This window comes from Streptomyces sp. enrichment culture (genome assembly GCF_964272855.1).
Classification (GTDB): domain Bacteria; phylum Actinomycetota; class Actinomycetes; order Streptomycetales; family Streptomycetaceae; genus Streptomyces.
The window spans coordinates 858797-877279 of the sequence record NZ_OZ186847.1 but is presented as its reverse complement, the minus strand read 5'-3'; the positions used below and the strand labels follow the sequence as shown (position 1 = coordinate 877279).

Annotated in this window: 23 protein-coding genes; 12 read left to right on the top strand and 11 right to left on the bottom strand. The window is 70.0% G+C overall.

What is annotated here, in order from left to right; translation table 11 throughout:
- Window positions 1–7: 7 nt before the first annotated feature.
- The 11 genes from ACSU6L_RS03715 to ACSU6L_RS03665 form a co-directional block, all read right to left on the bottom strand.
- Window positions 8–745, bottom strand: coding sequence for a hypothetical protein (locus ACSU6L_RS03715; RefSeq protein WP_437053473.1), 738 nt, complete (start codon window positions 743–745; stop codon window positions 8–10).
- A gap of 108 nt (window positions 746–853) precedes the next feature.
- Entirely contained in the window at window positions 854–1360 is a 507-nt protein-coding gene (locus tag ACSU6L_RS03710) for a hypothetical protein (protein ID WP_437053471.1), read from the bottom strand.
- Complete coding sequence (locus ACSU6L_RS03705) at window positions 1357–2148, bottom strand: ParB/RepB/Spo0J family partition protein (protein WP_437064750.1); 792 nt, start codon at window positions 2146–2148, stop codon at window positions 1357–1359. Before ACSU6L_RS03705 ends, ACSU6L_RS03710 begins: the two co-directional genes overlap by 4 nt.
- Before the next feature lie 71 nt (window positions 2149–2219).
- A complete protein-coding gene (locus tag ACSU6L_RS03700) occupies window positions 2220–3734 on the bottom strand; it encodes a VirB4 family type IV secretion system protein (protein ID WP_437053469.1) in 1515 nt (504 codons plus the stop codon).
- Between the two features lie 28 nt (window positions 3735–3762).
- Window positions 3763–4191 carry a DUF6238 family protein gene (locus ACSU6L_RS03695; protein ID WP_437053467.1) on the bottom strand — a complete coding sequence of 143 codons (429 nt, stop codon included), beginning with the start codon at window positions 4189–4191 and terminating at the stop codon, window positions 3763–3765.
- 326 nt (window positions 4192–4517) lie between these two features.
- Complete coding sequence (locus ACSU6L_RS03690) at window positions 4518–4670, bottom strand: hypothetical protein (RefSeq protein ID WP_437053465.1); 153 nt, start codon at window positions 4668–4670, stop codon at window positions 4518–4520.
- Between the two features lie 146 nt (window positions 4671–4816).
- The gene (locus ACSU6L_RS03685) at window positions 4817–6289 is read right to left on the bottom strand and encodes an SCO6880 family protein (protein WP_437053463.1); all 1473 of its coding nucleotides are present in this window, start codon (window positions 6287–6289) and stop codon (window positions 4817–4819) included.
- 77 nt (window positions 6290–6366) lie between these two features.
- Window positions 6367–7758, bottom strand: a complete 1392-nt coding sequence (locus ACSU6L_RS03680; protein WP_437053461.1) for an SCO6881 family protein — start codon at window positions 7756–7758, stop codon at window positions 6367–6369.
- Between the two features lie 15 nt (window positions 7759–7773).
- On the bottom strand, window positions 7774–8445 hold the full coding sequence (locus ACSU6L_RS03675; RefSeq protein WP_437053459.1) for a hypothetical protein: 672 nt from the start codon (window positions 8443–8445) through the stop codon (window positions 7774–7776).
- Window positions 8445–8756 (bottom strand): DUF6112 family protein, encoded by a 312-nt coding sequence (locus tag ACSU6L_RS03670; RefSeq protein WP_437053457.1) that lies wholly within the window; start codon window positions 8754–8756, stop codon window positions 8445–8447. The genes ACSU6L_RS03675 and ACSU6L_RS03670 overlap by 1 nt, the downstream gene beginning before the upstream one ends.
- A gap of 105 nt (window positions 8757–8861) precedes the next feature.
- Entirely contained in the window at window positions 8862–9980 is a 1119-nt protein-coding gene (locus ACSU6L_RS03665) for a C40 family peptidase (protein ID WP_437053455.1), read from the bottom strand.
- 508 nt (window positions 9981–10488) lie between these two features.
- Here ACSU6L_RS03665 and ACSU6L_RS03660 point away from each other — a divergent pair.
- The 12 genes from ACSU6L_RS03660 (at window position 10489) to ACSU6L_RS03605 (ending at window position 18471) form a co-directional block, all read left to right on the top strand.
- Window positions 10489–11244, top strand: coding sequence for a DNA-methyltransferase (locus ACSU6L_RS03660; protein WP_437053453.1), 756 nt, complete (start codon window positions 10489–10491; stop codon window positions 11242–11244).
- Window positions 11245–11411: 167 nt separating this feature from the next.
- Complete coding sequence (locus ACSU6L_RS03655; RefSeq protein ID WP_437064748.1) at window positions 11412–11963, top strand: DUF4913 domain-containing protein; 552 nt, start codon at window positions 11412–11414, stop codon at window positions 11961–11963.
- A complete protein-coding gene (locus ACSU6L_RS03650) occupies window positions 11960–12439 on the top strand; it encodes a hypothetical protein (RefSeq protein ID WP_437053451.1) in 480 nt (159 codons plus the stop codon). Before ACSU6L_RS03655 ends, ACSU6L_RS03650 begins: the two co-directional genes overlap by 4 nt.
- An 18-nt stretch (window positions 12440–12457) precedes the next feature.
- Entirely contained in the window at window positions 12458–13156 is a 699-nt protein-coding gene (locus ACSU6L_RS03645; protein WP_437053450.1) for a hypothetical protein, read from the top strand.
- Between the two features lie 24 nt (window positions 13157–13180).
- Complete coding sequence (locus tag ACSU6L_RS03640) at window positions 13181–13894, top strand: hypothetical protein (RefSeq protein ID WP_437053448.1); 714 nt, start codon at window positions 13181–13183, stop codon at window positions 13892–13894.
- A gap of 151 nt (window positions 13895–14045) precedes the next feature.
- On the top strand, window positions 14046–14399 hold the full coding sequence (locus ACSU6L_RS03635) for an SH3 domain-containing protein (RefSeq protein WP_437053446.1): 354 nt from the start codon (window positions 14046–14048) through the stop codon (window positions 14397–14399).
- Window positions 14400–14506: 107 nt separating this feature from the next.
- Window positions 14507–14965, top strand: a complete 459-nt coding sequence (locus tag ACSU6L_RS03630) for a hypothetical protein (protein WP_437053444.1) — start codon at window positions 14507–14509, stop codon at window positions 14963–14965.
- Entirely contained in the window at window positions 14962–15411 is a 450-nt protein-coding gene (locus ACSU6L_RS03625) for a hypothetical protein (protein WP_437053442.1), read from the top strand. Before ACSU6L_RS03630 ends, ACSU6L_RS03625 begins: the two co-directional genes overlap by 4 nt.
- Window positions 15412–15424: 13 nt before the next feature.
- Entirely contained in the window at window positions 15425–15832 is a 408-nt protein-coding gene (locus ACSU6L_RS03620) for a hypothetical protein (RefSeq protein ID WP_437053440.1), read from the top strand.
- A 43-nt stretch (window positions 15833–15875) separates the two neighbouring features.
- Window positions 15876–16727: a winged helix-turn-helix transcriptional regulator gene (locus ACSU6L_RS03615; protein ID WP_437053438.1), complete on the top strand. Its 852-nt coding sequence runs from the start codon at window positions 15876–15878 to the stop codon at window positions 16725–16727.
- Window positions 16724–17242 carry a hypothetical protein gene (locus tag ACSU6L_RS03610; protein WP_437053436.1) on the top strand — a complete coding sequence of 173 codons (519 nt, stop codon included), beginning with the start codon at window positions 16724–16726 and terminating at the stop codon, window positions 17240–17242. The genes ACSU6L_RS03615 and ACSU6L_RS03610 overlap by 4 nt, the downstream gene beginning before the upstream one ends.
- A complete protein-coding gene (locus tag ACSU6L_RS03605) occupies window positions 17239–18471 on the top strand; it encodes an MFS transporter (protein ID WP_437053434.1) in 1233 nt (410 codons plus the stop codon). The genes ACSU6L_RS03610 and ACSU6L_RS03605 overlap by 4 nt, the downstream gene beginning before the upstream one ends.
- Window positions 18472–18483: the final 12 nt, after the last annotated feature.

The window sequence follows — 18483 nt, the reverse complement described above, 5'->3', positions numbered from 1 at the left end:
GGTCGAATCACCGGTGGCGTGCCGTGAGCGAGGCGTTGCTCGCTGCAGGCACGGGCGGGCGCGGAGACGTGGTGGTCGAAGTGGCGGCACGGCGGAAGTCGACGCCGATGCCCGCGGCGGTCAGCTGGCTCACGGCAGCTTGGACAAACAGCGCACGTTCGGCAGTGCTGTACGCGGCCGGCAGGACGAACGCAGCCTCGTGCGGTTTGTACTGGAAGCGGCAGCCGTACAGCACCATGCGGGCTTCTTCAGGCACGCTCGCGTACGGCGCTCCCACCACTCCATCGGGGTACGAGACCAGGGTGAGGACCTGGGTGGCCTTCTGTGCGGGAGGACGGTGGGGCGGCTCGGGCTGGGCGAGGATGTTGCCGTGGACGGCGTCCAGAGCTTGCTGGTAGCGGGGCAGCAGCCGCCGTGTCACCTGGGCGGCTGCACGCGCAGGCTTATCAGGGACGGCGATGCCGTTCGGTTCCTCGACGCCGACGAAGTGGTGGGGCTTGAGGCCCGGCGCATCGGGCTCCAGCGGTGCGACGACGAACTGGTGTCGGTACAAGGGCCGGTCGGTGACGTACAGCCGTCGTCCGTCCTGGTCGTGCAGGACGGCGTGGTGGCCGAGGGCGTACTGGCTGACGATGTAGTCGACATGTCCCACGTCCCAGAGCGTTTCGACGGTGCCGAACTGCCGGTTATGAGAGTCGTGGTGGGTGTAGTCGCTGGTCCAGGTGCCGGGCAGGCGGCTGGCCACAGCGTCGGCGAAGGCGGCTAGGTCAGTGCGGGGTGCTGGCATGTGTTCCAAGCGGTTAGGGGGGCGGCGCGTCTTCTAGCGGCACTGGAGGGAAGGCTGACGCTCGTCTCACGATCCAAAGAGGCCGTCGTGATCGGCGTCGTCTTCGCTCCAGCCGAAGACCGTGCGCTCCAGGTCGCCGAGATAGACGACGTCGGCGTGGGCGCGGAAGGCGTCGAGGACCTCGTCCGTGTAGTCCTGGACCTCGTTGTCCGCCAGGTCGACGCGCGCTCGGTTTCGTCTCGACAGTCGGCGCCACTCCAGTACGTCGGAGTCGGTGGCGCGGTCCATCCACACCCAGATGCCATTACCCAGCTTGATGACGTCCTGGGGGTGGAAGAGGCGCCCGGTTCGTCTGCGGCGGGGGTTTCGGTGTTCACCGAATCCGGTGACGAGGCTCTGGGCCAGTTTGTCCAGGGCGGCAGCCCTGATGTGCGGGTCCAGGTCCTCGCGGGCGAGCTGCTCGCGCACCGCATCGGTGAGGTGGCGCTTATGGAAGCGGCCGGTGGCGTCGGTGAGGTCAACAGCGCTCTGCTCGACGATGTGCTGCAGGCGCAGGGCAGCGGTGGTCGTCACGGCAGATCACGCTCCTGCCAGACCTGGTCCATCTCGGCCAGCGCCGTCATGGCGTGCGCGATGGTCTCACGGGTGATGGGAGCGCCGCTGGCGTACGCGGGGTCGTAGCGGCTGAAGGTCCGGGTACCGCGGGCCTGGGCAAGGGGCGGGACCAACTCGTCAAGCAGGCGGGTGGCGACTCGGCGCTGGCGCTTGTCCTCCTCGACGCGCTCGGTGCGCTCCGCCCACGCGCCGGCCAGGGTCAGTTCCCCCTCGACCACCCGGTCGGCGAGCTCGGGATCCTCCTCCCGCAGCCGGGCGAGCTGGACTTCGGCGCTGTTGGCCTTGGCCTTGTTCTCTTGGGCGACCGCGTACGCCTCGTTCAGCCCGGTGGCGCCGCTGATCACTGGGTCCACGAGGTCAGGTGCGTGCTGGAGCACGACGTTCGCCTTGCTGACGATGCCCCGCGAGATTCCCAACTGTCCACTCAGGAAACGGGAAGAGTGTCCACTCGGTGGACGCCCGCTCTGTTCACTCAGGAGACAGGCTTTTGCTGTGATCATGGCGATCTGGCCCTTGGTCAGATTGCGGCGGTGGACGTTGGCCGACAGGGCATAGCTGTCGGGGTCGTCACCGTCGTACGTGGTGTAGGAGGGTTCGACGCCGGCGACCTCGCACGCCTTCAGGCGGTTGCGTCCGTCGATGACCCGGCCGCTGCGGTCCAGCACGACCGGATGCAGCAGTCCCTGCTCTTTGATGTCGTTGGCGAGGGCGTTGAGATCGTCCTCGTCGAGTGAGGGGAAGAGCAGGATGGTCGGATGGAACTGTATGACGTACTCCTAGCTGATTGATCGTGGTGGTAGCCCGCTGGAGCGGGCCGTCAATGCATGCGGGCGTCTGTGTCGAAGAGCGCCAATTCATGTGCGTGCAGGAGGTGTTGGACGATGAAGGATCGGCCGGCGACTTTCCACAGTCCGCGTCCGCGGTTGAGGTGGGCGATGGCTTCCATCTCGACGGAGGTCAGCCCGAGCAGGGATGCTGCGGCGTGGAGCTGGTCGGTTTCCTGCCGGTAGATGATGCGGGTGGAGCAGTCGGCGAGGAGTCCCTCGGCGAGGGCGCGTCCTTGTGATCCGGCGTCTCCGGCGGTGAGCAGGTCGGACAGTCGGTGGATGACCATGAGGTTGGCGATGCCGAGACCGCGGGAGAGCTTCCACTGGGCCTGCATGCGCTGGAGCAGGCCGACGTGGCGCATCAGGCGCCATGCCTCGTCGTAGACGATCCACCGCCGGCCGCCGCCGGGGTCGGTGAGCGCGGACTCCATCCAGGCGGAGGCGCAGGTCATGGCGAGGACGAGGGCGGTGTCGTCACCGGAGCCGCCCAGGCGGGACAGGTCGATCGTGAGCATGGGGGCGCTGGGATCGAAGTGCACGGTGGAGGGGGCGTCGAACATGCCGGCCAGGTCGCCATGGACCAGACGGCGCATGGCGTGGGCGAGGTCGCGGGCCGCGTCGCCGAGGCGGCCGGACATGATTCCGGCGGCTTCGTCGAGCGCGGTGGGGTTGTTCAGGACGGTGGCGACGTCGCCGAGGAGCGGGGTGCGGCCGGTCGCGGTGGCGCTGGTGACCGCGGCGTCGAGAGCGACGTCCAGGACGGTGTGCTCCATGGGCAGCAGGTCCCGCCCCAGGACGGTGCGGGCGAGCGAGCCGAGCAGCAGCAGGCGACGCTTGCGGATCTCGCCAGCCCAGTCCGCCTCCGGGATGCTCTCGGGGCGGGGTGCTGCGTCGAGCGGATTGAGGCGCCCGGGCAGCCCGGGGCCCAGGGCGACGGACGTGCCGCCCAGGGCCTGGGCGACCGGCGTCCACTCGCCCTTGGGGTCGCACGGGACATAGACGCGGTAGCCGAAGGCGACGCTGCGCAGGGCGAAGCTCTTGGCCAGTGCGCTCTTGCCCTGGCCGATGACTCCGGCGAGCAGCACGTTGGGGTTGGTGAAGCCCTCGATGCGGCCGTACAACGCGAACGGGTCGAACACGAAGGACGCTTCGGCGTGGACGTCGCGGCCGATGTAGATGCCCTCGGCACCGAGACCGCCTTCGGCGAGGAACGGATACGCGCTGGCGGCGATGGCAGTGGTCATCCGGTGAGCGGGCAGCTTCAACCGGTTCCCGCGAGCCGAGGCCGGTCCTGGACGCCCGCTGGAAGGGAAGAGCGGGGCGGGCGTCTCCTGCTCGGCGGGCACGGCGCCGGGCTCGCGGGAACCGGCTCGGGCACGGGCCTTGGCGGCGGCCTCGGCGAGTTGCCGTCGGGCCGCCTTGCGGCTGGCGCGGTCGGTGCCGTGGGGCGTGAACAGGGGAGAGGCTGACGCGCGGCGGGCGCGACGGGCGGGCCGGTGGCTCATGGGCGGGGCTCGATTCGGCGGCGCGGGGTCAGATGGCGCATGTGCTGGTGTGCAGGTCGGCGGGGGTGGTTTTGCGGCGGATGGCGTGTCCGGAGGCCAGATGCCGCTGGCAGATGGTCAGCACCGGCGGCCCTTCGGGCAGGCGTTGGGGCTGGCAGGGCTCGCGGGGGCCGTCGGCCGGTGGGATGGTGTGGAAGGCGTCGTGGACCGCGGTGGTCGCCTGCCACACCCGCAGGTGCGCGGTGGCGAGGTGGCGGCCGGCGGCCGGGTGCGGTGGCCGGGTGGCGTCGGCGAGCTGGTTCAGGAGCTGGTGTGCGGCGGTGAGGTGGGCGTGCAGTGCGTCGAGGTGCACGCGGTCCGCGGGTGCGGTGGTCGTGCGGGCGTGATGGCGCAGCCCGGCGGTGGCGGCGCGCAGGTAGGGGTGCGCGTCGGATCCGGTCGTGGTGGAAGCGTTCAACAAAGTCCTTGGGAGCAGCGATTCAGCGGCGCTGGCTCGGAGGTAGGGAGGGGGCGTTGACCGGAGAAGGGGTGCTGGGCGCCCAGGTGTCTGCCGGGGCCGCCGAAGCCCCCTGCTCCGGCCGCAAGTCGACGTACCGGCCGGGTACGGGGAGGCCGGGATGGCTCTGTTCCGGCACATAGACGATGTCCGCGCCGTGATCGCAGGCGGCGGGGTCAGCCAGGTACCAGTCGACGAAGCCGGGGAGCGTGGCCAGAACTCGGGCGGCGTCGTCGAGGTTGACGGCGTTGACGATGAAGCTGGTCGGCGCCTGACCGTCGTGCCGCTCACTGGCCGGCGAACGTGAGGGTGAAGGCGCGGGGAGCGGGCGGGCCCACGAGGCCGACGAGGCGCTCCAGGACGGTGTCGAGGTGGTCGCTGGCCTCGAGGGCGGTGCTGATCCTGGCCTCGTCGTAGTCGGCCTGCTTCTCCTCGTTCACGTAACCGTCGTTGTCACGGTATTGATCGAGGCGTGCGCGGTGGCGGCTGACCAACTCTTGGCAGGAGGCGAGGAGACCGCGCAGTTCGCCGAGCAGTCGCTCGTGTTCGGTGGTCGTTGTCAGAGTGCGTCCCGGGGTGGACAGGCTTACAGGGCAGTGCGGGCGAGAGGGAGGGAGGCGATGGTGAAAGCGTCCGGCTGCTGGTAGTTGAGTCGGCGCAGATCGACGCCAGCGGTGACGGCGGCGGTTTCGATCTGGGCGCAGGCGGCGTCCAGGAGGGCGTCGGTGTCGGCGGTGACGGTGACCAGGCCGGTCAGGGCGACGTCGGCGTGCCCGGCGATGAGCTGGCGCTCGCGCTGTTTGACGTCGGCGTACTCGACAGAGTCTTCCTCGCTGTCGACCTGGCCGCGGCGGGCGCGTTCGTTGGCGTCGGCGATGATCGCGGCCTTCTTGCGCTGGACGTCGCGCAGCGCGGATTCCAGGCCCTGCGGCACGTAGATGAGGGACAGGCTGCGGCGCACGCCGGCGGTGAACATCAGCCCGTGCAGGAACCCGGCGCCCATCTCGGTGCGGGGCCAGTTCTCCACCCAGTACGTGGCGTGGCGGGCGGTGTCGGTGGCGAGGCGGTCGTACTCCTCGACCTGGACGACGGGTCCGGCGGCTGCGGGAGCGGCTTCGGCGCGGCCGGACTCGGACCACTGCTGCAACGCGGAGAGGGACTTGGGGTCATAAGCGGTGCGGATTACCGCGGCGATCTCGCGGGCCTTCAGCCACCCAGTGACCATGAGCCCGGCGCTCCGGGCGGCCTGGGCGACGCTGGCCGTGGTCTGCTGCATGACGGTGAACGCGCCGGTCAGCCCGCCGTCGGCCTGGCCGATGAGGCGCTTGGCGGCCTTGAGGTCGAGGGAGATCGCGAGGTAGGTCTCGTGCGGGGCGGCGGCGGGCCCGGCGGAGGCGACGAGTTCGGAGTAGATCTGTCCCGCGACCGGGGCCTCGGCCTGTCCGTGCTGGGCCCAGTGCCGGGCCAGGGTGTCGCCGGAGTCCGGGACGGTGCGTTCGAGGACCTGCACGGTGGCGACGTGTCCGGTGCGGGCGATGCCGGCCAGTGCGCGCCCCCATCCGTTGACGTTGTGGTTCTGGGTGGCGGGGTCGAGGAGGGCGAAGGCGCGGCTGCTGACGCGGGCGATGGCGGTCAGGGTTTGCCGGTGCGGGTCGTAGACGGCCGAGGCGCCGTTCCCCGAGTCGCCAGGGGTGACGACGCGCAGGGAGGCGGCGGTGCCGGGCAGATGGAGCAGGCCCTCCTGCCGGGGCCGGGTGACGGGCCGGGCAAGCCAGTGCGTCTGCCCGGTTCGGCGGCGCCGGCTGTAGCGGGCGACGATAGGCGCCCAGTCGATCAGGGACCGGCCATGGCGGCGTACGGCGGCCAGGGCGGCGACCGCCGCCCACAAAGGGGTCAGGGCGATGGCGCCGAGCAGTCCGGTGGTGAAGACGGTTACCAGCAGCAGCGCCAGTGCGCAGGAGACGAGGACGAGTTGGGGCAGGGTGAGGCCGAGGAGGATGCCACGGCGGCTCCGGTGCGGGAACTTCACCGTGACCGGGGCAACGGAGAGATCAGACAATGGGCGGGTCCTGGGGCGCGGGGGAACCTGGGGGCGGGCAGCTGGGCGCCACCCGCCCCCAGACGGCGAGCAGTGGATCAGAGGCCGCTGGGAGGCGGCGGGGAAGCCGTCCCGCTCGTGCCGAGGTTTGGTGAACCTGCGGTCTGCGAGCCCTGGGGCGGCGGGGCACCCTGCGGCGGCGGGGCCGTGGTCGGCGGGGTGGTCTGCCATCCGCCGGCGTGGCCGCCCGCAGTGCCCGAGCCGGTACTGCCGGCCCCCGGGCTGCCACCGACCTGCCCGCTGGTGTCGTCGGTGACGCTGGTCGGCGGCGGCTGGACGGCCTTCTCCAGGCCGGACTTGGCGGAGTTGCCGCCGGACGAGATACCTGGGCCTGTGCCTGGCGAACTTTCGTCACCGCCGCTGGTCGGGCTGGCGGCGATGTCGCCGGGGAAGCCGCCACCACCGGGGATAGCATCGGGTCCCTGCGGAGCCGCCGCGGCTCCGGCTCCGGCTGCGGCACCGCCCGTTGAGGCGGTGGCTGCCATCGCGGCGGCCTTCCTGCCGGCACGTTCGGCGTGCTGCTTGGCGAGCTGCGCCCCGGCGCCGCCGGCACGGTGCAATGTTTCTGCGTCGGATCCTTCGGCCGCCCAGTGCACGAACTTGAACGTGGCGTAGGGGCAGAGCAACACTAGAATCATGATCACGATGCCCGCGAGAACGTCGGCGAGCGCGGCCAGGCCGTCGCTGGCCTCGGTCTTGCCCATCGCGGCGATGCCGAGGACGAAGATGATCGTCATCAGCAGCTTGGAGACGACGAGGGTGGCGGTGGCCTCGATCCAGCCCTTGCGCCAGCGGCGTGCGACTTCCCAGCCTCCGCCCGCTCCAGCGAAGACCGCCAGGGTCACCATGACGAGGATGCCGACCTTGCGCACCATCATCACGCACCAGTACAGGACGGCGCCGATGGCGGCTCCGAGTGCGACGAAGACGGTGACGAGCCAGCCGAGCCCGGACAGCGCGGGGATCTGGCCCACCTTGACGATGCGGCGGACCGCGGATGCGATGTCCATGTTCGCCGCCTTGAACAGGCCGGCGGACAGGGCGTCGACCACTTCGATCGCGACGGTGGTCAGGGAGATGGCGGCGAACGCGAAGATCACGCCGGATGCGGTGCCGGTGAACGCCTGTGTCAGGGCTTGCCCGTCGCGCCGGATTGCCGCCCGGACCAGCTGCGCGCAGAACGTGGCCACGAGGACGACCAGGCCGATGGGCAGGATCATCTCGTAGTTGTCCCGGAACCACCCCGCGTTGAGGTCGACGCCGGTGGTGGCATCGACTGCCTTGGACGCCAGGTCGGCAGCTGCGGCGGCGAGTTCACCGGCGCTCTTGGCCATCCAGTCGCCGATGGCCTTGCCCGGGTCGGAGGCGAAGTCGATGGCCTCGCCGACCGCACAGACCTTGTCCGCGAGGGGGAGATCACAGAACCCCATGAGGACTCCTTTCGGTCAGGGTGCGAAGCGCGGGGCGATGGCGACGAGCGAGCAGTCTTCGGAGGGCCGGCACTGGACGGCGAGGGTGACCGAGCGGTCTTCTGCACCGCCGCCGCCCTTGGACCAGGCGATGGTCTGCTTGCCGGTGACGGTCACGGCGTAGATGTACGCCTCGGTGATCGCGGCCGGATCGTCGGCGAGTGCTTGCTTGAACGCGGCTGGGTAGTGGCCCTCGGTGACGGTTGCGGTGGCGTGCTGCTGCTGGTCAGCCATCCGCGACCACAACAGCGGATCGGGCATCTGCGCGGAGACGGAGGCCCAGTCGCTGTACTGGCCCTCCTTGGTCATCCACGCTTCCATGCCGGCGAGCTGCTGGGCGTGGCTGGTGGTGCGGGTGTCGTAGGACCAGAGCATCGCGGCGGCGGCCTTGGCGAACTGCACCGGGTCGGAGATACGAGGCGGGGCTGGCACCTTGCCGGTTTCCGCTTCTGGCTTCCTCTCGGTGGGGGAGGCGCTGGCGCTCGGCGTGGGGGAGGCAGCGGAGGGGGTGGTGTGCTGTTCGCCGCGTCCGGTGATGTAGGCGGTCGTGGCGGCGAGGCCGAGCAGGCAGGTCAGCGCGATGGCGGCGAGGACGATCCGGCGGTTCGGCAACCAGTTGATGCCGTAGCCGGGGAATCGACTGTTCATCAATGGACCTGCGATCCCAGGGCCGAGAAGAAGGCGACGATGCCGTTGGCGGCGCCGAGGCCGAGCGCGGCGCCGGCCGCGACGGTGGCTCCCTTCTTCCCGTTGGCCTCGGCCTGGTGGCCACCGGTGAAGTGACCCCAGGCCCAGACCGCCAGGCTGACGGCGAGGGATCCGACGACGGCGACGATGCAGAAGAGGTTGATGCTGTTGACGACGTTCTTCAGAACGGCAAGGCCCGGAAGGCCGCCGCCCTTGGGGGAGATGCCAGGGTCGTAGGCGAGCTGGAGGAACTGGTCGGCGAGTGGTGACATGGGTGAAGCGGGGGCTCCTTGCATGCGCAGGCCGATGAGGCCCGGCGGACGGGAAGGCGAGGGGAGGGGAGAGGCGCGCGAGCGGCGCGAGGAGGTAGGCCGACGTCAGATGACGCGTCGGGCGGCCAGGACGTCCCAGTCCTTCAGCGGCGTGATCCGGACGGGCTTGCCGGTGCGCGGGGCCTCGATGACCAGGCCCTCGCCCATGTACATACCGACGTGCTCCGGTCGGGCCGCGGTGCCGCGGCTGAAGATCAGGTCACCGGGCTTCAGCGCCTTGACGGAGACGGCCTTGCCCTCATTGACCTGTGTGTACGTGGTGCGCGTGAGCTGGATGCCGGCCTTGGCATACGCCTGCTGCATCAGCGAGCTGCAGTCACAGCGGCCCATCGGGTCCGGGCCGTGCGGAGCGGTGCAGGTGCCGCCCCACTGATACATCGTCCCGAGCTGGTGCATCGCCCAGACGATCGCCGTACGGGCGCGCGGGTCAGTGCCCCGGGGGATCGAGTAGCCCCTCGGGGCGGCACCTTCGGGGATCGGCCCGTACTGGGATCCGTCCTGCGCGGTGCCGCAGTCCGACAAGGCGGTGTCGTCGGAGTTCGTGCCGGAGCTGTCGGAGCCGGCGCCGGGGAACGTGGCGGCGATGGCCTTCTGGAGCGCGGTCGCGAGCGGCTCCCACTGTGCATAGGCGTCCGGGTAGCCGGACTTCTGCACGGCCTGGGCCGCCTGCGTCACCGTCATCTGCTGCCATCCCTTCACCTGCAGCAGCGCCTTGTAGAACCGTTCACTCGCATAGACGGGATCGCGGATCTGGTCGGGAGTGCCCCAGCCCTGTGACGGGCGTTGCTGAAACAGGCCGAGGCTGTCGCGGTCGCCTCCGGAGAGGTTGCGCAGCCGGGATTCCTGAATAGCAGTGGCCAGCGCGATGACCTGCCCGCGCTTGGGCACGTGGAGGCTGATACCGGTGGCCACGATCGTCTGGGCGTTCGGGATCTGCTCGGCGGGCAGTTCCAGACCCTCGACGCGGACATGGGAGGCGTCCGCCCCGTCGAGGATCTTCGTGACCTGATCGATGACCTTGTCGGTGTCCAGGTCGGACCGGCATTGAAGGGACGAGGTGGTGCTCTCGGCGGCTTCGCTGGACGAAGCGAGCATCATGGCCAAGCCGCCGAGGAGAAGCGGGGAGAGGAAGACGACGCCGATGCCGGCGGCGAGCGCCTTCAACCGGCCCCGCCCGCTCGCGCGGTGTCGGGTTCGGGCGAAGGCGGGCAACGAGACGTCATGGACGCTCCTTCAGGTGCAGGTCCGGCCTGCCGCTTGCGCATGGGCACGGTGGAAGGGGACGCGGCGGCCGGGGCGGGCGATCAGTCGGCTGGCCCGAGCAGGCGAGTTGCCGCTCGCCTGACAGGGCCATGGGGTGAGCTAGCTATGGCGGAACAGGGGAAAACCTCCGCGAGGCAGGATGGGATACGGGCCATCGGCGGTGTGCGCCGGGCAGTTCCAAAACAGTAGGTGCAGATTGGCGGCCGACCAAAAAGTGGACGGGAGGGGTCGGAATCCGGCACCTCTGTCTGGGACTTCTTGGTCGGCCGCCGATTCGCCTCTACAGTTTTGGGACTCCCCTCGCCCTATCCGGTCTGCGCCGAGGCTTCTGCATGCCCAATTCGGCTCCGTGAACCCAGATATGCGACGGGCTACTTGCTCTGTTCCTCTCCCGAATCGGGGTTCTTCTTTGCCTTTTTCCCTTCACCAGGCTGACGCTCTCAGCGTCCTCGCCGGCCTGCCGGACGACTGCGTTGATTCCGTCATCACCGACCCGCCGTACAACTCCGGCGGCCGGACCGCCAAGGAGCGCACCTCCCGCAGCGCGAAGCAGAAGTACACCTCCGCCGACGCCGGCCACGGCCTGGCGGACTTCACCGGCGAGAACATGGACCAGCGCAGCTACGGCTTCTGGCTCACGCAGATCATGACCGAAGCCCACCGGCTCACCAAGAGCGGGGGAACGGCCCTGCTGTTCACCGACTGGCGCCAGCTTCCCATCACCACGGATGCCATCCAGGCGGCGGGCTGGCTGTGGCGCGGGGTGCTGGCCTGGCACAAGCCGCAGGCCCGACCGCAGAAGGGCCGCTTCACCCAGAACTGCGAGTTCATCGTGTGGGCCTCGAAGGGAGTGATCGACGGCTCCCGCAATCCTGTCTACCTGCCCGGGCTCTACAGCGCCTCCCAGCCGTCGGGCAGGGAGCGGCAGCACATCACGCAGAAGCCCGTCTCCGTGATGCGTGAGCTGGTCAAGATCTGCCCCGAGGGCGGAACCGTGCTCGACTTCTGCGCCGGTTCCGGCTCCACCGGCGTCGCGGCCTTGATGGAGGGCCGGGACTTCATCGGCGTGGAGAAGACGGAGCACTACGCCTCCATCGCTGCGGACCGGCTGACGGAGACCCTCCGCGAAACGCTCACCCAAGAGGACATGACGCTGACGGCCTGAGCTCAACCTGCCGCTGCCTGCTCAGTGACGCTTCCCTTTCCACCGGCTTCTAGGAGGCCAGCCCTTCCGTGTCTGAACCCATAGACCCCCTGCGCGATGCCGAGTTGGAGCCGGTTCGCGTGCCGGACCCTCATCTTGAGGGCATCGAGGCCAGCGTCCGGCGACTGATGGAGCAGTCGGCTCAGCAGGCACAGCAGCTTGACCACCTGGCCTCCGCCCCCGCCCTCGGTGGCGCCTCGTCGTTCGCTGCCTTCGGTATGCCCGGCTTCGGTGGACCGGGCCCGGCCGCTGCGCCGGAGCCGCGCCCGATCCTGGAACTCGAAGGCGAAGCGTACGAGGACGAACTCGACGCCCTGAGCGACTGGGTCGACGACTTCCTGCTCCCCGTCTACGGGGCGGAGGTCACCACGGCGGCACCCTGGTGTCTGCGGTGGCAGGAGCATGACGACGTTGTCGCGTGGTTGCACGCGCTGTGGCTCGCCTACCAGCAGCACAAGGACTCTGAGGCCGGCCTGAGCGGTCTGTTCGTCTGGCACCGGGATTTCCTCACCCACGCCGTCGCCGCGATCCGTGCCCCCGGTGGCCCGCTGTCGGCCTGCATGACCTCCCCGGACCGGCCGGCGCACCGGATTCTGCCTGGCCCGCCACCCTCGACCCGTACGGAGAAGGCGAACACGGCGGGAGCTGAGGAGTCTCTGCCTGACGAGCCGACGTCATGAGCGCCGGGCAGCCGGCCTTCGGCCTCAGCTTTGACCCCCGGGCTCTGACCGACCTCCTGCAGGCTCCGAGCGACATCCGCGACCTCACCCTTGCCTGCCTGCAGGAAGTGGTGAACGCGGAGCGTTTCGGGATCAAACTCACCGGCGATCTGGAGGGCTACCGCAAGCTGTTCGTGGATGCTCGCAAGGACTGGCGCGTCGTGTACGGCGTGCGCCCAGCCCCTGAGACCTCTGTTCATCAGCGGGAGATCCACGTGGTCGCCATCCGGCCGAGGGCGAACAACGACGTCTACGACGAGGTCGGTCGCCGCCTGGGGATGACCCGTCGGCCTCTGAGCGCGCGCACGCACGCAGCCCGCGCCCGCTCCCCGCAGCTCATGGCGCACAGCCCGATGCCGAAGCCGGGACCCCTGCCCTCCACGATGCCGGGTCTGCCCCGACCAGCCCATAGCCCCGCGCACCACCACGCTCGCTGACACAAGGAGCACTTGCCTATGTCCTCTGATCCGGCTCCGGCGCTCGTTCGCCGAGCTGTTTCGGATCTCGACCAGCGCATTGAGGCAGCGACCGGCCACGATGTCGACACCCTATGGGCCCATCGGGACCGAGGCATCCTCGACGAGCCGCACGCCCGCCTGGTGGACCTGCACCGCGAGCTGGCCGGTGCTGAAGCCGGCGTGACCTTTTTCCGCACGCTGTTGCACCGTCTCAGCAGCGGCGAGTTCCCCACCAATGTGGCTCTGTTGGAGCGGATCGACCGCACCGTTGATCAGATGCGGGAGGCTGCCGGCGAACGTGACGACGCCGCGGCCCGCGTCATCACGGCCCTGGAACCGATCGAGACAGCCAACCGCGGCACACGCCACGACGAACGTAAACCACTGCCGCCCGCCGACCACGCTGCCCTGCTGGCCATCGCCGGCAGCGCCAAGCTGCACGAACACCTCCTGACCGGACGCCTGTCGGTGGTCACCTCATCCGGCACCCGGATCCCCTACGCACGATTTCAGCAGCTCGAGTCCTCCGGCCTCGTCTCTCGGGACACCAGCCGTCCGCTGCACGCCGGGCAGCCAGTCGCACTGACCGACGCGGGCCGTGCCGCCCTCACCGGCAGCCGCCGGGCGAGTACGGCTCCCTCCCCGGCCCCCGTTCGGCCCGGCACATGGCCTGCTGCCGCACGGCCCCGCCGCTGACCTTGCCGCCTACACAAAGGATCTATGCCTTCCCCCGAACTGGACCTGCGCCTGGAGGGTTTCAAGGCCGCCGACGAGGGGTTCTGGCACGCGATCGGGATCGAGCAGGACATGCTCACCGCGCTCGCCGAGCACCACACCCCAGATGGAGTCCACAGCTATTTCGTGCTGCACAACGGCGCTGTCACTTGGGGCGCGCCCGGCGAGCCACAGCTCGTCGCCCTCCACCTGCGGCGAGACCTCCAGACCAAGACGTTCCGCTTCGACCACGCGGAACTGCCCCTGCCCGCGATGGCGCAGTCATGGCTCATCCGCCGCGGATGCGCCCCTGGCGCGATCGGCCTGCTGCCCGGCATGGGGACGGCGCCGGCGGACGAGTCGACCCGTGCGCTGGAGCAACGGCTCATGAGCGACCGGGACCAGTTCGCCCTCCTGCACAGCTACACCGACGACGACCCTGACAACGCCGTCACCGTCGTGGTCCTCCGCGCCCTCGACGAGCGCAGCCCCACTCCGTTCCGTGTACTGCACGAGGAGGTGGACACCAGAGCGTGGACCCACACCTTGCGTGAGGGCGGCTTCGACTCACTCGATGACGCACTCCAGTGGTGCGAGGACCGCCTCGCCGGCGAAGCCTCACCTCTGCCGCCGGTGAGGCCCTCAGCCCGGTCCACCCGGCACTTGGCCCCTTTGGTCCCCACCACCCCTGCGACGCGCCCTCCGGGCCGCAGCCGTTGAAGCTCATTCCCGTATGGCGGGCCGGAATATAGGCGACGATCGCCGGTTAGCCAAACCGGCGAATCTGCAGACTCTTATACGGCCGACGGGAAACAACCCCCATCCGGCTCTCTTAAGCATTTCCCCATTCACGTACGGAGGTTACTTCCGCATGCGCTCCACCCGAATGGCCATATCAGCCGCACTACTGGGCGCAGTTGCTCTGCCGCTGCTGTCGGCCCCCACCGCCAGTGCGGCCACGGCACCCACCGCGGCCACCGTCACCAGGACCAGCAGCTGCTCGTCCCTGCCGCCCCTTCCCTTCGAGGTCCACACGAAGGCCGTGACCATTCGGTCCAAGGCCACGACCAAGTCCACCGCTGTCGGCGTCCTCTACCGAGGCCACAAGTTCACCGTCCACAAGACCAGCGGCAACTGGCACTACATCACGGACCGGACCACCGGTGTGAAGGGCTGGGTGTCCGGCACCTACGTCTACCGGGACGTCCGCATGTGCCTCGACTGACGGACGCTCGCAACACGCCTCCAGCAGAGCTGCGTTACTCGCCAGCTCGCTGATTCCCCATCCATGACCAGCGGGCCCCCGGTGCCCGCTGAAGAAAGGAGTGCTTCTTGTCCGACGGCACAGAGGACGTCGTGGGTGCGCTCACCGAGCAGATCGAGGCGCGGTTCTCCATGACCATGGACAAGCTGAAGGCCGCGGTCGCGGCGGCACCGGCCGCCAATCGCGAAGCCACGGACATCGTCAAGTGGCACGGTCTGCTCGTCGAGTCCCAGGCGACACTCGTGCGTGCCGAGGACGCGCTGCTCGCCGCGCTGGAGGCCCAGCCCAGCGAGGTCGACGATCCGACGATGGTCCTTGCCCAGCGCGTCAATGCCGCCGTCGGCACGCGGGACGGGCGCGCCATGGTGGTGCGGTGGCTCCTCGATCCGGCAGCCCCCGGCAAGCAGGACCTCACCGCACAGCGGCTGGCCCGATTCAGTGACGGCGCCCACAAGGGCCCGGCCGTGCAGACGAGCCCGCCGGCCGCGCCGGCGCCGACGGCACCCGTGCGGGGCGCCTTCCGGTGAGTGCTCAGTACAAGCCCAGCACCCTGGATGGCTGGCTGCAGGAGAGCTTCGGCGCGCCGGTCGCAGACTTGTACAGGTCGACGAGAACCCCAGATGCCTCCGCCGCACTGATCCGTGCCCTGGAGCTGCGTTCGTTCCTCGTGCTGGCCGAGGATCAGGTCGCTCGGGTACGCGACCGCGTGCACCAGGCCACGGCCGCCGACCGTGACTTGGATGAGCTGTCCGCCGACGACCTTCGGATGGACGCGCAGTGGCTGGAGGCCGCGCTCGAGGCCCGCGATGGGTACCGCACAGCCCTCGGCAACCTGCTACGCAGCATGCCGCCCCCCGGCCAGCGGCCCCAACTCGCCCGCACAACCCAGCAGGCGGCCACCACCTCCCTGCCTCCTGCCATCGCCGCCCCGGCACCACAGCGTGCCGGGGCGGCCCGGGCCCGCCGACCCTGAAAGCCTCACCCGCTTGCCCCACCCGACGTCCACCGAGATAGCCGGACGGATCGAGGAACTGTACGGCGCCACGCTCGCCGACCTCGAAGCCCACGCGCAGGATCAGCCGCCGGGCATGCTCGCCGCCCTCCTCGGCAGTCACCACGACCTCGCCTTCGCCGAGCGGAGCATCGCCTTCCACCGCGAACGCCTTGCTCAGCTTGTCGAGCCTGAGCGGGAGATCGGCACGCACGAGGTGTCACACGTCCTGGACTGCGCGCGGCGGCTCGCCGAAGCCGTCGCTGTCCGCGACGCCCAGGCCAAGACTGCGTCCGCCGTGCTGCACAGCCTCGTACGCGTCCGCCCGCCCGAGCCGTCCACCGCCCTGCCGGCCATGCCGCCTGCGCCCGCTATGGCCGTGAGCCCTGCTCCGAGCCGCTGAGCCCACGGGCTGTTCCGTTCATTCACCCCAGGAGTTCCCCCCTTTGGCCACCACAGGTCTGCCTCCGGAAACCGACGCCGATGTCGCCCGGGTCACCGAGGCACTCGCCATGATCACCCCGCGATGGAACGTCCGCATTCTGCTGGCGCTGTCCGGTCGGCCCCTGCGCTACACAGAGCTGGCAGACCGGCTGCCCTGGCTGCAGAGCGGCCAGCTCCACCCGAAGCTGCATTCGTTGTGCGATGCCGGTCTTGTCGAGCGGACCAAGCACTCCGCCCGACACGTCACCTACGGCCACACCGACCGCGGGACCGCGCTGCTGCCCATCCTGCCGCTGATCGTCGCCTGGGCCGAAGCTCACTTGGAGCAGACGGAGCGGCCGCTGCCGCCGATCGAGCAGATCGAGGACAGCCTGACGTTGCTCACCCGCCGTCATGCCGCCGCGATCCTGTGGGTGCTGAAGTCCCGTGGCGAGGCCAGCGGCCGGGCCCTGGCCAGGCTCGTCATGCCCAGCAGTGACTGGTCCAACATCTATCCGCCGCTTCGCCAGCTCGTGGCCGACGGGCTCGTCCAAACCGACGGCGTCGGGCAGCCCTACCGCTTGTCCGCAGCCGGTGACGCTCTTGGGACCGTGTTCGGGGCGCTGTCCGCCTGGTCCGCCGGGCAGCCCCTCACGCAGGCCGCCCGGCATCCGCTCTGGGGGCGAACGGACACCACGTCGGCGCCGCAGATGTGGACCAGCCACCCGTCACGCCTGCTGTCTCCCACGACAGCTCCGGCCCGTTTGAGGACCATCCTGCCCTCGCCGCCGACATGGCAACACGGCGATCTGTTCTCCCACGCCACCCCGGCCCGCCTGAAGCCGGCCCTCTCGGCGGGAGGACCGCGCCGATGACCTCCTCCCTCTCCCCGGTCGACGTCCAGCACGCCTGCACTGTGCTCTCCTCGCCGGCCTTGATCCGGCTGATCACCGAGATCGACGACAACGGCGCCGTCCCGCTTCGCGGTCTGGCCCGCACACTCGCCGACCTGCCCCCGCACCAGCTCCGTCGGGCCACCGACCGGGCACGCGCTCTCGGTCTACTGCGGGTGCGGTCCGGCGTCGGCCTGTGTCTGACCACGCCCGGCGTGGAACTGGCGGACGTGTACGACGCAGCCGCCCGCTGGGCGCGGCGCCACTCGTACCCGGCGCCGGTCGCCGACTTCACCAGCCGTGTCCAGCGCACCCTCGCTCTCCTGGCCGAGACCACGCTCCTTGCCGAGCACGGCGGACACCCTGACGCCAGCAGAGACCGGACGCCGAGTGCTCAGGCCGCAGCGGACCTCGACCAGCCGCGCGACCTGCTCACCCAGTGGCTGCAGGTGAACCCCCAGGCGGCTCAGAGCACCGATGCCGGATCGGCCGCGTGACGGACTGCATCAACACTCCTGTCGCACGCCGTCCGGCAGCATCCGCCCTGGTACGTGGCATCTACCTGCCCCGCGCCGCCGATGGTGCCGCGTTCGCGATGACCACCTACGGCATCCCGCTCCTCGTCCTGGCGACCACCGGCTCCGCAACGCTCACCGGCCTGGCGTTCGCCTTGGAGTGGCTTCCGCGCCTGGGCGCGTTCACCGTGGCCGGCACCGTCGTCGACCGGTATGGCACGGGCCTGATCTTCCGAATTGCGTGCGTTGTCCGGGCCCTGATCGTCCTCGCCGCTGCGCTCCTGCTGACGGTTATGGACGAGGGAGCGCCGGCGGCGACGGCCACGGTGATGACCCTCGCCGCACTGACCGGCGTCGCCACCGAGTTCAGCTACGTCGCGGCGGAGACGGCGGGCGGCGAGGCGAGCCGCATGGCCGGATCCCGCGCGCACCAGGTGCAGTCCGTGCTGCTGGGAATCGACCAGACGGCGATGCTCGCCGGACCGCTGGTCTCGGGCTTGCTGCTGGAGCACGGCGGACCAGCCGCGATGCTCGGCACGCTCGCCGGCTGCTCAGTCCTCGCCGCCGCGCTCGGAACCCACGGGAGGAACGGCCCGCTGGGTACCGAGCCGGGACAGAGCGGGCTGCGGACAGGCTGGGTCACGCTGCGCTCGCTGCCAGCGCTCGCATGGCTGGTTGGCGGTCTGGTCGTCTCCAACTGCGCCATCGGCCTGCTCCAGGCCGCCATGCCGGTGATCGTGGTCACCGAGCTGGGACGTTCCAGCGCGGATGCCGGACTGATCTGGTCGGTCGCCGCCCTCGCGTCCCTGCTCGCCATCACCGCCGCCCGCCGCGCGATCGACCGCTGGGGCCTGTGGCCGGTCGGAACCGCATCAGCCGCCGTCGCCGCCAGCGCCACACTCGTCGTCGCCCAAGTAGGCACCTACCGCGGCTATCTGCTCCTGATCGCCGTCCTGATGGCCGGCGAGGGGGGACTCACCGTCGTCCTGCGCACCCTGCGCTCCCACCTGATCCCGAGCGAGGTCTTCGGCAGCACCCTCAGCCTGACCATCCTGCTGCTCCTGCTGCCCTTCCCCGCCGCTGGGCTGCTCGTCGCCGTCCTCCCGCCCGCCCAGCTCGGGCACGCCGTCACCGCCGCAGCCGTACTACAGGCCATCGGCCTCGCCGCCGCCTTCACGCGCCTGCGCACCATGCGCGCCACACACGCCTGACCTCCAGCCCTT

Coding starts and splice junctions, on each gene's coding strand:
- ACSU6L_RS03700 (WP_437053469.1), bottom strand. CDS start 3,734: ATGAGCCACCGGCCCGCCCGTCGCGCCCGCCGCGCGTCAGCCTCTCCC.
- ACSU6L_RS03680 (WP_437053461.1), bottom strand. CDS start 7,758: ATGGGGTTCTGTGATCTCCCCCTCGCGGACAAGGTCTGTGCGGTCGGC.
- ACSU6L_RS03675 (WP_437053459.1), bottom strand. CDS start 8,445: ATGAACAGTCGATTCCCCGGCTACGGCATCAACTGGTTGCCGAACCGC.
- ACSU6L_RS03670 (WP_437053457.1), bottom strand. CDS start 8,756: ATGTCACCACTCGCCGACCAGTTCCTCCAGCTCGCCTACGACCCTGGC.
- ACSU6L_RS03655 (WP_437064748.1), top strand. CDS start 11,412: ATGGAGCAGTCGGCTCAGCAGGCACAGCAGCTTGACCACCTGGCCTCC.
- ACSU6L_RS03650 (WP_437053451.1), top strand. CDS start 11,960: ATGAGCGCCGGGCAGCCGGCCTTCGGCCTCAGCTTTGACCCCCGGGCT.
- ACSU6L_RS03645 (WP_437053450.1), top strand. CDS start 12,458: ATGTCCTCTGATCCGGCTCCGGCGCTCGTTCGCCGAGCTGTTTCGGAT.
- ACSU6L_RS03640 (WP_437053448.1), top strand. CDS start 13,181: ATGCCTTCCCCCGAACTGGACCTGCGCCTGGAGGGTTTCAAGGCCGCC.
- ACSU6L_RS03635 (WP_437053446.1), top strand. CDS start 14,046: ATGCGCTCCACCCGAATGGCCATATCAGCCGCACTACTGGGCGCAGTT.
- ACSU6L_RS03610 (WP_437053436.1), top strand. CDS start 16,724: ATGACCTCCTCCCTCTCCCCGGTCGACGTCCAGCACGCCTGCACTGTG.